The organism is Bartonella tribocorum, from assembly GCF_002778015.1.
GTDB lineage: Bacteria > Pseudomonadota > Alphaproteobacteria > Rhizobiales > Rhizobiaceae > Bartonella > Bartonella tribocorum_B.
Genome location: NZ_NJPP01000011.1, coordinates 15,234 through 28,643 on the forward strand (window position 1 = coordinate 15,234; position 13,410 = coordinate 28,643).

General features: G+C 40.0%; 13 protein-coding genes and 1 pseudogene. 7 read left to right on the forward strand and 7 right to left on the reverse strand.

Annotated features, from left to right (window positions below):
* The first annotated feature begins 26 nt into the window (after nt 1–26).
* The 3 genes from rhuM (CEV08_RS09665) to rhuM (CEV08_RS09675) are packed head-to-tail and all read left to right on the forward strand — an operon-like array spanning nt 27 to nt 775.
* Nucleotides 27–365, forward strand: a complete 339-nt coding sequence (gene rhuM, locus CEV08_RS09665; RefSeq protein ID WP_208436853.1) for a RhuM family protein — start codon at nt 27–29, stop codon at nt 363–365.
* Between the two features lie 13 nt (nt 366–378).
* Complete coding sequence (locus tag CEV08_RS10185; RefSeq protein ID WP_348602890.1) at nt 379–474, forward strand: hypothetical protein; 96 nt, start codon at nt 379–381, stop codon at nt 472–474.
* On the forward strand, nt 437–775 hold the full coding sequence (gene rhuM, locus CEV08_RS09675) for a RhuM family protein (protein WP_208436851.1): 339 nt from the start codon (nt 437–439) through the stop codon (nt 773–775). The genes CEV08_RS10185 and rhuM (CEV08_RS09675) overlap by 38 nt, the downstream gene beginning before the upstream one ends.
* A gap of 206 nt (nt 776–981) precedes the next feature.
* Here the strand turns inward: rhuM (CEV08_RS09675) and CEV08_RS04425 are convergent, their stop codons facing one another.
* Nucleotides 982–2,310, reverse strand: coding sequence for an MATE family efflux transporter (locus tag CEV08_RS04425; protein ID WP_100130540.1), 1,329 nt, complete (start codon nt 2,308–2,310; stop codon nt 982–984).
* Between the two features lie 918 nt (nt 2,311–3,228).
* Here CEV08_RS04425 and CEV08_RS09900 point away from each other — a divergent pair.
* Nucleotides 3,229–3,656: pseudogene (locus CEV08_RS09900) on the forward strand (Arm DNA-binding domain-containing protein); the annotation flags it as partial.
* A 392-nt stretch (nt 3,657–4,048) separates the two neighbouring features.
* Here the strand turns inward: CEV08_RS09900 and CEV08_RS04435 are convergent.
* Nucleotides 4,049–5,044: an MFS transporter gene (locus CEV08_RS04435; RefSeq protein WP_245407034.1), complete on the reverse strand. Its 996-nt coding sequence runs from the start codon at nt 5,042–5,044 to the stop codon at nt 4,049–4,051.
* A 1,215-nt stretch (nt 5,045–6,259) separates the two neighbouring features.
* On the opposite strand from CEV08_RS04435, the gene CEV08_RS09905 reads away from it, so the two are divergent.
* The 3 genes from CEV08_RS09905 to CEV08_RS10130 all read left to right on the forward strand — a co-directional run bounded on the left by CEV08_RS09905 (nt 6,260) and on the right by CEV08_RS10130 (nt 7,988).
* A complete protein-coding gene (locus CEV08_RS09905) occupies nt 6,260–6,415 on the forward strand; it encodes a hypothetical protein (protein WP_245407035.1) in 156 nt (51 codons plus the stop codon).
* Between the two features lie 136 nt (nt 6,416–6,551).
* On the forward strand, nt 6,552–7,772 hold the full coding sequence (locus CEV08_RS04445; RefSeq protein ID WP_100130541.1) for an MFS transporter: 1,221 nt from the start codon (nt 6,552–6,554) through the stop codon (nt 7,770–7,772).
* A gap of 93 nt (nt 7,773–7,865) precedes the next feature.
* Complete coding sequence (locus CEV08_RS10130; protein WP_280951722.1) at nt 7,866–7,988, forward strand: hypothetical protein; 123 nt, start codon at nt 7,866–7,868, stop codon at nt 7,986–7,988.
* A gap of 1,982 nt (nt 7,989–9,970) precedes the next feature.
* On the opposite strand, the gene CEV08_RS04460 is transcribed toward CEV08_RS10130, so the two are convergent.
* The 5 genes from CEV08_RS04460 to CEV08_RS04480 form a co-directional block, all read right to left on the reverse strand.
* Nucleotides 9,971–10,204 carry a hypothetical protein gene (locus CEV08_RS04460; RefSeq protein WP_245407036.1) on the reverse strand — a complete coding sequence of 78 codons (234 nt, stop codon included), beginning with the start codon at nt 10,202–10,204 and terminating at the stop codon, nt 9,971–9,973.
* A 454-nt stretch (nt 10,205–10,658) separates the two neighbouring features.
* Complete coding sequence (locus CEV08_RS04465; RefSeq protein WP_100130542.1) at nt 10,659–11,573, reverse strand: hypothetical protein; 915 nt, start codon at nt 11,571–11,573, stop codon at nt 10,659–10,661.
* 2 nt (nt 11,574–11,575) lie between these two features.
* On the reverse strand, nt 11,576–12,052 hold the full coding sequence (locus CEV08_RS04470; protein ID WP_143434453.1) for a hypothetical protein: 477 nt from the start codon (nt 12,050–12,052) through the stop codon (nt 11,576–11,578).
* A 22-nt stretch (nt 12,053–12,074) separates the two neighbouring features.
* Nucleotides 12,075–12,455 (reverse strand): hypothetical protein, encoded by a 381-nt coding sequence (locus tag CEV08_RS04475; RefSeq protein WP_100130544.1) that lies wholly within the window; start codon nt 12,453–12,455, stop codon nt 12,075–12,077.
* A complete protein-coding gene (locus CEV08_RS04480) occupies nt 12,448–13,278 on the reverse strand; it encodes a hypothetical protein (protein ID WP_100130545.1) in 831 nt (276 codons plus the stop codon). The genes CEV08_RS04475 and CEV08_RS04480 overlap by 8 nt, the downstream gene beginning before the upstream one ends.
* Nucleotides 13,279–13,410 lie beyond the last annotated feature (132 nt).

A 13,410-nucleotide genomic window follows, 5' to 3' on the forward strand; every position in this document is an offset into this window, starting at 1 on the left:
AGACAATCTGGCTTAGTAAAAAGCTTATGGTAGAGTTATTCAGCGTAGATGTACATACAATCAGTAAACATTTAAAAAATATATTTGAAACTCAAGAATTATATGAAAACTCTGTTATCCGGATTTTCCGGATAACAGCTTCTGACTGCAAAAATTGTAATACTCAATTTTATAACCTCAATGCCCTTATCGCTGTTGGATATCAGGTTAACTCCAAACGCGCAACACAATTTCGACAATGGGCGACACAAGTATTACGCGATTTTGCAATTAGAGGCTATGTCTTAGACAAAAAACGCCTTAAAAACGGACAAACTCTTAATTGCGCCAACGACACGCGATTTTTTCGCAAAGGTTTAGAATAAGTTGCATTTCGCTGTGCACGGACACACAGCAGCTGAACTAATTGCAAAGCGAGCAGACAGCAAAAAAACATATGGGCTTAGCAACGTGGGAGAATTCTCCACATGGTAAAATTGTAAAAACCGGCATTACTATTGCTAAAAACGATCTAACACAAGATAAACTTAAGCAGCTTGGCTTAATTGTGAACGCTTATCTTGATTTAACAGAGAGCCGCACTGAGCGAAAAATACCAATGATTATGGAAGATTGGGCAAAACAATTAGATAAGCTCCTCGAACGAGACGAACGGAATATTTTACAAAATGCTGGAACAATCACAACAAAAATTGCCAAAAACCATGCCGAAACTGAATTTGATAAAGAAATTAAAGCCCTTGAAAAACCTAGGCGTAAAAAAAGTGATGACTAAGCGCACGATCTGCTTGAATAAAGCTGTCTTAAGCACAGTGTATACTGACCAACGCTTCTAAGATATTAAATCGCAGCACTTTCCACAAATATTTATATTGCACGTGACAACCCTCCCAGTATAAGCCAACAATCCTGCATTCATAGACGACAACGCCTCATTCCCACCTCAATTTCATCCCTCCCCAAACATAGGATTGCGTTTTATTAAATACCCCATTTTATTAAATACCCCACACGCATATAATTAAAGAGAGAAACGATTAAGCTTGCACAAATCATGCCAAGCCAATAGCCAATAAAGCCATATTCAAAAAAATGTGCCATGAGTGCGCCCCCAAATAAGCCTACCCCCCAATAGCTTATTGTGACAACAATAGTTAACCAAAACGTATCAAGCAAGCCCACAAGTATGCCATTGAGCATAGCTCCTAAAGTACCAAAAGCAAAAGATAATAAGACGAATGGTAGCAACTCCCAAGATAAAACAACAACGCGGACCTCAGCAATATCAAAAATGGTTGTAAGGATAAATTCATAAGAGAGATACACAATCCCTGATAAAAACAAAACATAAGCTACAGCAAAAACTGTGACACTCATACGCAACTGTTTTAGAGCCATATTATTCCCATCTGCTCTATACCACGCTGCTATTATCGCGGCTGCGCTGGCAATCCCTAAAGCCACCACAGAAATAAGCATATCGAGACGCATTCCAATCGTATGGGCAGCCAAAGCTTGAACCCCTGAAGACGTAATCATGAATGCAATGACTGAAGGAAAGCCCTCTGCAATAAGAATACGGATACCAATGGGGAACCCTACAAGCAGCAATGTTATGATTCGTGAAATCTCAAACTTTGGTCTCCAATAATTACAGTGAAAGGAATGAAAAGTAGAATTGCGAGCCAAAATGATTGCCACTGCCATAATAATCAAAATACGGATCAAACTACTCGCAATTCCAGCACCAAAGACACCTAATCCACTTGCAGGACCTATACCAAAAATAAGCGGCCAAGAGATAAGAAAGTTCACGAGGATAGCTGCAAGCATAATCCAAGTTAAGGGCTTGGGATGACCAATTGCTGAAAGTAATCCACGGCTATTCACATAAAGATAAAAAAACACCACCCCTATAGCAGCGCCACTATTATATTCCTGCGCTATATGAGCAATTGCCTCATCTTGTCCGAGAAGACACAAAATATTCTTCGTATTGAGTAAAATGATTACACTCATCATTCCAATCAAAAGAGAAAGCCATATTCCTTGATCAAACCATGCCTTCAGTGCATATTTATCTTGTCTGCGAAAGCTTTCCGCAAGTTTTGGTGCAACTGCGGTAATAATACCAAGACCCAACAACATAACAAAACTAAACAGACTTAGAGCCAACATTGTACCACTCAAAGCTTGAACGCCTAAATGTGCTACAAGTGCTGCATCTGTGAAAGAAATCATCATCTGCGAGATAAACCCAATAGCCAGAGGCATACCAAGAGAGAGCAATTGCTTCATCACAACAAACATTGTGAAATATCCTTCCCTATTGAAGAGCGGCCTAGCTCCTTTAAATAAAACGCTTTGATTTTTTCCGTAAAGCCTTTCCATCGCAAATCTTGCATAAAGAATGCATAATGAGAATTCATTAAGCTAAGAGGAGATGACCAGTTCTGAGAAGTGCAATGCACCTTTATTGTTTTTTTTGACTTCATGCCATGCGTTTTTTTGTACAATATTATACCCTCAAGCAGCTACAGTGGTTGATAAAATACCTCAGCACTCCTTTGTTCCTCTTGCACATCCATTTTCAGTATTTTCAATAAAACTTTTTGGTACTGCAAGTAATATATCTGTGCTAACCTCTGCTTACATACGTAAAAAATAAAGCAGACCGAGTCATCAGAAAATACAGGCACTAGCATTTTTACAATCCATTGTGCCTATACATAAATTTAAAAAGAGCGTTTATGATACAAACAGACACCTCGATGCCCCACCGCTACGATCTAAAATTATGAAACTTTAGTTCAAAAACCAACGCACGATATTTTACAAATACAAGAGCACCCTTTAACACTCATTAAGAGAGCATTCTCTAACTATACGCACCATGTCCAAATCACAAAAACTATAAAGGCTTCATATGAACGATTACCCTCTCCCAAAATAATAATTTTTGGCCGCCTCCAAATCCAATCTGAAGCATTCATTTAACAACACATTAATATCATATCCTCTTGATATGTTCATTTGCAATATTTCTGGATAATAGCAGAACATTGATTTATAATGATAATATAGCGTTATTCAACTTGAATGAAAATCCCAAATAACGTAAGATTCCCTCATTTCAAATCTGTTTATCTTGAATCAATAAAAACCATTCCCTTGCATGTCATAAGCAGAGTTGGCGTGTGAGTAAAAACTATAGAAAAAAGGACAAAAATGGCTCTTATAAACCGTCTTAAGTGCTAAGGGCTGTCACAACATTGGGGGCTGGCAAAGTGTGTGATGGTGCTTGCTTTCTTCTTCATAAGCGTAAAGATGGGAGTGCTCAGTGGCTTTATCGTTATACCATTCACGGGTGCCGTTTTGAGATGAGCTTGGGTGCGTTGCGAGATGTTTCTTTAAACAAGCCCGTGAATGTGCAACTGGATGGTGTTCTGTTTTACGTGAGGGCCGTACCCCCATTAAAGAATGCAATAAACAAAAGCGTGAAGCAATCTCTATTATTTAACAGATATCACTTTGGATGCTTTTGAAAGCCGTAAAGCTGGATTAAAAATGATGGTAAAGATGGACGCTGGTTTGCGCCTTTACGGCGTTATATTCTCTCCCAATTAGACTGTCTGCCGGTTTCAGAAATAGCAGAACAATCATTTGGCGCATTCAAATCGATAAGCATCTCTCCTGAAAACAATGGACAGCTATTAATTTCGACTAAATCCATATAAGATGACCCACACACTATTTTTTCCTGTGTCTTTATGTAAGTCATAGGCAGGGCCCTATTCAACTGTATCTTCACCCTCAACCCCTCTCATATTTTATTAACTTTTTATCCGTATAAAGCCAGGCCAAATTAAGCGGGATAACGAAACATATACAAAGTAAAGCGAAACAAAAAGCTGCTTCTATACAAACACTCTTCGCCAACCAACCAATCAACACAAGCGCTAAAATACCAAAAATACGTGCAAGAAAACTAACAATGGATAAAACCGTATTTGCATTCTTTTGTTGAATATGTTTAAAAAATTCTGCTTCAAACTGCATCATAGGGACAGAAAAAAACTGTGAAATACAGTGAATAAAATAATGGGGCCCAACTGTTTGCAACGAGGAGCAGAGCAAGCATAATAACAGCACTCAGGACGAGTGAGCACAAAGTTATCGCCATAGGAGCGTATTTTTGCATAAGATATTTAATTACAAAGCGATTAAATAAGTATTTTACGAGAGTATAAGACACAAAGCACAGGCCAAGAATAAGAATTTTAGTCTTTCCTGTTGCATTGTCTAATATTCCTGTTTGTCCCAAAATAAAAGATTGCCAAAAATGAAATATTGGCTGCAATGCAGCAACAATAAAACCACATATCAATATATAATATAACCCGATTTTTGAGGTAACCAAATAAGTAAAAGCTTCTGTTGCATGCAACAAAGAACCCGAGTCCGTTGACTGACTACCCGAAACGGATGCAATACCGATCCCCCTCACTCGACTAAAAAAGAATACAAGCACGAGAAACCCGAAAGAACAAAAATAATATGCCGACTGATAATTATCCATACACAAAACAATAAGAACACCTAGCGCACCAGCAACCATATTCATAAATGCCGTTAGTTCCCGCTTATAGGCGTTTACTTTGTGGTAGATCAAACTACCCTTGTAACCACCACCGTCGATTAAGCCTTTAATCCATGTGCTATCAGCGCCAGAAAATAAAGCAAAGCCTAAAGCATAAATAATTTCTGCCGGAATTAAGACAGAAAGATTAGGCGCGTAAATACATAAAAAGAAACATGATAAGATAACATTTTGTTTAACGCCGATTTTATCTCCTAAAATCCCACAAGGCACTTCAAAAATACAAATAGCCACGCTAAACACAATTTGCAACAAAGCTAACTGTGCTATACTAACGCCCATAGACAATAAAAAGAAAGCATGGAAGGAACCTGTAATCAGTCGCATCCCGCTCATTACCGCACAGCCATAAAGCAACTTTTTAACTTCGTAATCTATCGTCATTAACATCCCCAAAAACTATAAAGCTGGCAGTTTTTTTGCCGCCAGCTTTGTATATTTTAAAATCTCAATTCGCCAATGGCACCTCGAGCAGCCACCTCCTGCTCACTTACTCGGGCTTTGAATGCTGCAACATCAACACGCTTAATTTTATTTTTTCAGTGGGTTATACATATTTTTAGTTTTCATAACTCGCCCCGTATTAAATGAAAACAATTAAATTTAACGTGAAGTACACATTGTCGCTACCTTTTGTCAATTTATTATTTTGATATAAAAAGTTTTGTTCTCCCTCCGCGCCAACGTTAAGTATTTCACGCACCAATCATGCACCAACAACCACTGCAGCACTTAGAAACTCATGTGCCCTTTCGAGTAAAGTACGCTTATATATATTCACGCCAATTTATCACCGGCTGTGCACCACACTTAAAACCCATCTCAAATTTTTTTAAAACGCTGCTTTCAGAAATTGCCTACGCAGGCAAGATAAAACTTCTGGCGACAAAGCAACGTCATCTTGACATTCTCTAACACTTTGTCTTAGCCAATTGCTGCTGAGGTATTTCAAAGATTCTGTAGAGAGTATCATTTATTCGAATGCCAAACGGAGCCGCGATGCGCCTGTTCTTCTAGAGTTATAGTTGGACAAGTAAACATTATATTGGTGACATTTCCCATAAATTCATGACCACTACAAAATCTATTTGCCAACTCAAAAGTGGTAATTTTCTATCTCATTGAAAAATAAATAACAAAACAAGCAGAGATCTTTTTAGATAAGCCCCACTGCTCATTGAGACAGTTTCTCCATTCTGAGTAAAAAAGGGAAATGAGAATTAAAACAGTACAAAAAGGGCTAAAACCGTCCAGCCTACGCATCGACAGATGCTTCGATTATTTAGCGACATCGTTATGCGCAGCTGCGGCTATGCGCCGTGTAATGAGCATTCCTATATCAAAATTTTCAATAACACTCCTCTAACGCTCGCTAAAACGAGTTAAGCTAATTATTTCCGCTATCACAAATATTTGCATGGTTATCATGATGATTATGTGGTTGGCTTTTGGGCGTCAGCACAATCGATTCTCGGCTCACTCATCACACAAGCCAATCCCAATCGAAGCGAATACATTACCGACATACAATTTAAAGGAAAATCCAAAGTATACTACAATTGGGTATCAGCGGAGCAACAAGCCTCCAAGGCTTTGTGTATGCGGCTACCTTATAACGGCTATGCAAAAAAAGAAAGAATTGACTGTACCGCACTCCCCTCTTTCGTATACAACAACTTACAGCAGCTCATAGGCGCAGGTCTCATTGCAAAAAGTGATAACGATCTCCTTCTCACTCAGCGTGGTTGGCAATAGTATTCCAACCTTATGTATTTTCTTCTGCATCAGAAAGACAGGAATGTCTTGGACGACTATGTCGCAAACATGCTGAATACAACCGCCGTACTTGATGGACCAGCGGAAATCTGTGTAGCATCTTAAGGAGAACAGAATGTTCACGCTTTTTGCCAACAAGAACATACGCTATTTTCGCCTAACCGTTAGTCTGCTCGCCTTACTCAGCGGTGCTTTGCGCACTGCCATCCCGCTATTAGCAAGACAATCTGGATATGGCGTAGTCGGAGTAAGTTGGGCGCAAGGTCTCTTCTCATTAGCGTGGCCAATTTTCGGCATCCTTGCAGGCACTTTACTTGATCGCTGCGACAAAATAAAACTTGCCACCTCGGCTCTCCTCATCTTCATGCTACTGCATATTGTCCTGTTCATACTACTTATGATACAGATTGCTCCAGCCGAACAAATTTTCTTCTATGCAACCATTGCTGGATTCATCGTCCTTTCTGCCGAAGCTTATATAATGACGATTCCACCACTTATCATGGAGGAAGAGCGATTGATGACCTTCTATTCAATTGTCTTGTTTTTAGATTTCGGAGTCTCCTATTTTCTTGCCCCTGTCATAACAAACGGCATTTTAGCGCATAGCACACTGTTATTTTTAGGCCTTTTAATCGTGCTTTTTATCACATTGATTTTTACCGCTCGCCATGCTGTTCCGACATCGCCAGCACTTGATAAAGAAAACATCACTTTCCGTTATATCATTGCTGGCTTTCATTTCATTTTTTCAAATCGGCATCTCACCTCCCTTACATTACTCACATTCTTTCTATCGGTGGTATTTGGAGCATTCCTAACCTCATTCATCTTCTTCGTTACCGACAGTCGGTATCTGGGCCTCCATAGCAGCCAATATGGCGTGATGTTTGCAGCCTACGCGCTTGGAACAATGGTAGGAGCCCTATTTGCACCGCATATACGCTATGCACCGGTGCGCCTAGCTGTTCTCACCGATGGTTTAGGAACGGTTGTCTTGCTGCTGATTCCAGCCTTTTCAAAAAGTGCTGTCGTCGTATGGGGCGTCACCTTTATTGCTGGCGTTGGAGCAAGCTTATGGTTTATTGGTGTTACCGCCTTCAGGCAGCGCCTCACACCAAAGAAACTTCTCGGGCGAGCTAATTCTGCTTTTCGGGTGATCGGCTATGTTGGAATGCCGGTCGGAAGCTTTTTGGTCGGCGTCCTTGGTTCTTTTATATCATTGCAGTTTGCTGCCACCTTTATCGCTGGACTACTATTGGTGGCTATCGCGATAACGCTTCCATTTCTTTGGCAAGCTGATCATATAGACACACCCAACCCTGCCACGAGGTAACAGCTGCTTTTAAAAAACACGATTGAAAAAGGCACACATACCCTATTACGCAATCGATTGATCTGTTCTTTGGACGAGGAAATGATCACCATAATGGCTGACAGAGCTAAGGAGCACTATAGAAGCAGCCAAACAAGCGTTAAAGACAAAACAGCCCCTTTACGTTCATTGGGCGATGATCTCAACGCCTATATGAAAGATCCAGAGAGCTTATAGCGTACGAAGTGCAATTCTTAACCAAAAACGCCACCCTAGCAATACCCCCTACTCCAGTTAATCCGTCGTCCACTCTTATATTCATCTTTGCGCTTCTCCGTTACGCTTAGTATAAAATATATCTATGAATATTTCTTTTGTACGTCGCAATTCCTTTTATCCTATTTATTTCTGTATCCTCTGCAAATTTACTTTTACGCAAAGTGTCGTATAAGCTGTTCTCTTTATTTTTTTAAGTTTCCTGTGCTTGTTTTATTTCTTTTTACTTAAACAAGTCAGCTCGATCAATTGGCACAAGCACATCCCAAATATGGCTATCTTTTGTCCTTATTATATTTCTGACAAATCGAAGAGATGAAACGTCAATTTGACGACATGTCACCATGGGTAATTTTAAAATTGCTTCACATGTGGCATAACTAAACACAATCTAGAAAAAACCTCAATAATGACGGTGTCTGCCAACTATATGCCTAAGCTTATTGTTACTATAAGCCTACTGCGCGCCCAAATTTACGGGTTCGCATCTTATGTCTCATCATAAGGTGCACTTGCACACTCAAAAGCAGAAATTCTCTATTCCTTTGAAAATAAAGTAATAAATCTAAAAAATACCTTTTTAGACAAGATCTCTGCTCATTAAGACACTTTGGCTTTTTTGAACAAAAAAAGGAAAAACACGAGAGAAAAGTCTTGACTCTGTCATCGTTCGTGTGCCCCCCAAAAAATGATAATCGCAGTTTTTTAAGGAAGAAAGCAAGAAAAATGAAAATAGTTGTACAAAGGAAAATGGTACTCACGCGACACATCGGTACTAACGTTCTCTTTAAACACATACAGATAATTACAACCAGCTTCAAAAAACAGCCTTACCAATGAAGTAACTCGCTAGAGGGTTGTGTGCACAACGCAATAATGGCACACTGATTCCCGCAAGCATGCTTCACATATTGTACGCGTATCCTGTACGGAGTCTGCCGCTCCTAAATACTCAGACGTAATGCTACTGGGTCGTACAGTGACCGCAGTTGTACCCTTAAACACCGGTTCCTACCATATCATAATACTTGACAAAAGCATCATGCCATCATAGCAACCGTTTTGCGTAGTGGTTCCACAACATAGTTCTACAAACTGTTGACGCATTGCCAAGCTAAGAGTTTTTTTGCCCACCTACGCCAATGAGACCATCACTATCCTCTTTTTGAATCGTAAAACAAAATGATTTACCATCAACGATAAACCATCTGCTCAAAGTCCAGCTAGCTCAAACTCATAGCATTCTAAACCTTTAGGCTTGCTCTACCCCCAAGGGGGCATAGTCAGATATATCACTTCCCTCACCTATTCACGCGCTGGGATAAAAAAATCTGAAACTATGAGGCAACGCTGCATTTGTATGCAGCGTTGTTGTTAGAAATAAGCTTCTATTGAGATAGTTCTAATGGGAAGCACCCACAGCTAATGGTATAGGGATTAATTTGGATTCTTTCGAAATGCTATATATAAATTTAATGTGCCGCCCCACAACACACCACTAGTGAACCCACTTAAAAGACCAAAAAGAAGGTTAAAATCAAATGCATATTTCAAATCAGGTTTAACATTGAGAAAAACAATCAATGTGAATTTGATGACAAAAGCGATAAGAATAAATGTCAGCGTCAACCGTGTACCAGGCAGAATAATTAAATCCGTTCCCTCTTTGATTTTTAAACACGCAGTAGTACGCTAGAGCAACCAGCCAACGCCAAAGCCGATCATCAGCCCTGCCAACATTGAGACTGCTCCCCAGCGCGGAAAGGCCAGCTGGTTAATCACATCGCTTGCGCCCAAAAAAAAGAAAGACTAACGGCAAGAAAAAAAGGCGGTAAACCTTCGTTTCCCTATCTTTCAATGCGATTATTCCCCTCGCAATGAGAAAAATAAGCAAAATCCAAGCCCATAAAGGGGTTCCGGTCAGAATTTTAAACAATGACATATTATGCTCCATGATGTTTGATGAGATAAAATAGGATATGTTTGCGTTTTTCTTCAGAAACACCAGCACTGGCATAAAAAATGGTAAAGGGTTTCTTTACCAGCAAGCTAATCAATGAAACCAGAGCAAGTGACAGATAGCAAAAAAATGTGGGGTAGTTCAGTAAAAGTGTAGACCATCCAGCGAAATAATTAACAAACAGGACAATAACTGTCAGAATGTTAGTAATCATCATGAGCTCCCCCATCGGACAATTTTAATATTCACAGCGATAATGGACAATAAAATCACAGTCAAGATGAGAGAGCATTCGACCAGAGTTAAAACGTTTCCATTGATAACCCAGGAGTAAATACTCCACGGAATAAAGAGACTATTATGTTAAACATGGTGCATCCTCCTTGCAATAATGCGTCATCGCCGCCTCAAGATTCCCATCTTCAATCTCATGGAGGATAATAGAAAGGAGGACACTAGAAAGTTACATGATAGCATATTTGCAAACTCCCATATGCGCGTGGACAGTGGCACACCCTCCCCCCAATTAGTGCAGAAATGACGTCGCTCTTGGTACTGGACGCGTTACGTCGGTGCTAACCTTCTCTATTTTTTTTGCAGAACAGAAAGCGCGTATTAGGCTCTCTAGCCATACTTAGAGTACGCAAAGTTATTCATCACTCTACAACACCTTAAGCGCGCAATTTTATATTTTGTATTAAAGGATTTTTGCTTTCAAAATATACGAACAACATCACACAAAATAGAATAAACAAGCTGCCCCCAACATTAAACCAAACCTTGTCTGTAACCAGCGCTGTTCCACCGAAACAGTTAACAATAGCGTGGACAAAAAAAGGCGCACACGCATAAAATTTAGAGCGCGTAATAACACCACGATACGCCAAGCATGTATTGACAATATGCATGAGTATGACGCTCATTAAAGCACACAAAAAAATACTCGCTTGCGTCCAGGAATAAAAAATTACATATTCACTGGCTAATAAGCTAGATCGAATAAGCCAGCCATTATAAACAAGGAAAGGCCCTAGCGCCTTATAAACTAATTCGCATAAACCCCAGCCTATGCCAATATTCAGCGGCAAACGCCACAACAAACTAGGCGAGCACCGATAAAACTTAGTAACTAACCAACGACGCATGGCTTCTTCTGCTACAACAATAAAAACCGTCAATGTTAAAAATAAAAAAACAAGCGCCAGCCCCTGCTCTGCACGACTCCCAGTTTCAACAATACTCATCCTATAAAGCGTTTTTATTACAGATTGCTCCCAAAAAGCAATAAGCCCGAAAGCAATGCAGCTAGCAACAAACCATCCCACAGCACCAGCGACAACCAATTTGAACTTCAGAAAATGATGAAACACACATAGAAGAAAAACAACGCCAAGCACTTGCAGTAAACGTAAGGCATCAAATTTATGTTCTGTTTCCGAGTCACGCCATACTAACAGAACAATCACCCCAAAAACTATGCCGCTCAACAGCACATTTATCCAACTAAATGTAGAGCGAAAAAAATTATAAATGACAGCGCCATAAATAAGGCCTGCGAGAAGCGAAGTAATAAATAAAACCAACATTATTATGCCCCCTCATTTACTATAGCGTAACTGCTATTTTTCTTCATGGATAATCTGTCTTGCACAAAATCATAAATTTGCCGCATAAGAGCAAACATAAGAATAGTAGCGATTGTATAATGCCCAATTGCAAGAAGTTCTGGCTCAGCGGCCCGCCATGAAAAGCGCGCCCAAGCCGCCAAGCATTGTAAAAGCAGGATAAGAACAAAAAAACGCCATTTCTTGTCAAGGCAAACCACAAGCATTAAGAAAGTTGATAAAAGACTCAGACCTATAATAAACGCATAATATATTACCGCCTCAAGTAAAGAAAGTAAGGCGTCCCTATCAAGACTAAAGGCCCCTTTTAGGATCTTCACAGCTTCTGGTAGAGATGTAAGCAGTGCAAGCCCTATAGCAGCCCCCCAAATCCCCATTCCCACGCCTAGAGCTACCTCTACACCATTGCCATTATCCTCTGCCACCCAATGAGAAAGCAAAAAAACTGCATAATCGCCATGCCTATAGGGAATAGACCAACAGCAAAAACAATATTAGGCGTACTATAAGCAGAAAAATCAAACTGCCTATTATACGCATAAAGCCGTATAGAAAAAAAATCAAAAGCACATAACAACCAGCGCTTGACCCAATAATCGCCTTCGTGCCTTTAAACGCTTTAACCAAAGAGAGTAACCAGCGGTACCCCAATATAAGCGAAAGCGCCAAAACATAATAAGGAAAATAACTCACAGCACCATAAACATAAAGAAAAACAAGACACAAAATAACGAGCAAGAAAACCAAATGTTCAACCAATGTTTTTTTCTTCATCAAAGGAAAAATAATCAGCACCAGACAAAAAACGGCGCCGATAACAGATAATGTCAATTTATCAAGCATTATGGTAAGCCTTAGAAATAGAATTTATTAATATTGCGTAGTCTGAAGAAATGCCAAACATAGACAAAAAATCAACCGCAAAATGAATTACAAAAGGCAGATAGAAATAGGCCTTGCGCTTATCTTGGAAACCAAGATACATAAAGCGCGTATTTACAACATGCATCAATACAATCATGCCCGCGGCAATAAGATAGCTGATCGCTTGTGGACAAGATTCAAATGCGACATAGCCCGCCATTTGTGGCTCCCTATCAACACGGTAATTCAAGTAAAGAAAAAGAGCTGGGAGGGTCTTATAGCATAAGTCTAGAACACCCCCCAAGCCCAGCCCGAAATAAAGGACCTCACGCGCAGCTAATTCTGGCTTATATACGCGAAGCAACCACAAAAGCTCCGCAGTTAAAACTGATATCAAAAGGATAAAAAAGGGATAGTTTGCAGCAACCCCACTCATGTAATGCACCACCTGCTGCTGGCTATTATGAGCAGCAGACAAAGCAGGCAATGGCAACAAAGAGCTCAAATATACAAAACCTGCCCCAATACACAAGGCAGCAACTGCACCACAGAATCCAAAAACTAAATATTTATATAAGTAGTGCTCGTGCAGAATTAAAAGCATGCTAAGATAACATACCAAAAGCAAAGATAAGTCTGAAAACCCACTTTCACTATGTGGATAAGCGAAGATGATAGCGCAGGAAAGGCCAGCTAGCCCCCCAAAAATGACGCGCTCGCCCAACAAGCCATTGTTTTTAAGGACACGAGGGCTGGAACTTATCCCAAAACCAAGCTGCATTCCAAAAATTAAGTCAGACATATAATTTCCTTAAAGCGCCTTGCCCTCCCAAGCATACCAAGATATTATTGTGGGAGAGAAACTCCCTGCTAAGAGGCTGATAACGTACCCCTTAGCAAGGCCTTTGCCTTGTTAAAAAGCTAGGTCAAACAA

Excerpts from the sequence above, each read along its gene's own strand:
- rhuM (WP_208436853.1), top strand. The coding sequence starts at position 27 with ATGGTAGAGTTATTCAGCGTAGATGTACATACAATCAGTAAACATTTA.
- rhuM (WP_208436851.1), top strand. The coding sequence starts at position 437 with ATGGGCTTAGCAACGTGGGAGAATTCTCCACATGGTAAAATTGTAAAA.
- CEV08_RS04425 (WP_100130540.1), bottom strand. The coding sequence starts at position 2,310 with ATGTTTGTTGTGATGAAGCAATTGCTCTCTCTTGGTATGCCTCTGGCT.
- CEV08_RS04435 (WP_245407034.1), bottom strand. The coding sequence starts at position 5,044 with ATGACGATAGATTACGAAGTTAAAAAGTTGCTTTATGGCTGTGCGGTA.
- CEV08_RS09905 (WP_245407035.1), top strand. The coding sequence starts at position 6,260 with ATGCGGCTACCTTATAACGGCTATGCAAAAAAAGAAAGAATTGACTGT.
- CEV08_RS04445 (WP_100130541.1), top strand. The coding sequence starts at position 6,552 with ATGTTCACGCTTTTTGCCAACAAGAACATACGCTATTTTCGCCTAACC.
- CEV08_RS10130 (WP_280951722.1), top strand. The coding sequence starts at position 7,866 with ATGGCTGACAGAGCTAAGGAGCACTATAGAAGCAGCCAAACAAGCGTT.
- CEV08_RS04460 (WP_245407036.1), bottom strand. The coding sequence starts at position 10,204 with ATGATGATTACTAACATTCTGACAGTTATTGTCCTGTTTGTTAATTAT.
- CEV08_RS04465 (WP_100130542.1), bottom strand. The coding sequence starts at position 11,573 with ATGTTGGTTTTATTTATTACTTCGCTTCTCGCAGGCCTTATTTATGGC.
- CEV08_RS04475 (WP_100130544.1), bottom strand. The coding sequence starts at position 12,455 with ATGCTTGATAAATTGACATTATCTGTTATCGGCGCCGTTTTTTGTCTG.
- CEV08_RS04480 (WP_100130545.1), bottom strand. The coding sequence starts at position 13,278 with ATGTCTGACTTAATTTTTGGAATGCAGCTTGGTTTTGGGATAAGTTCC.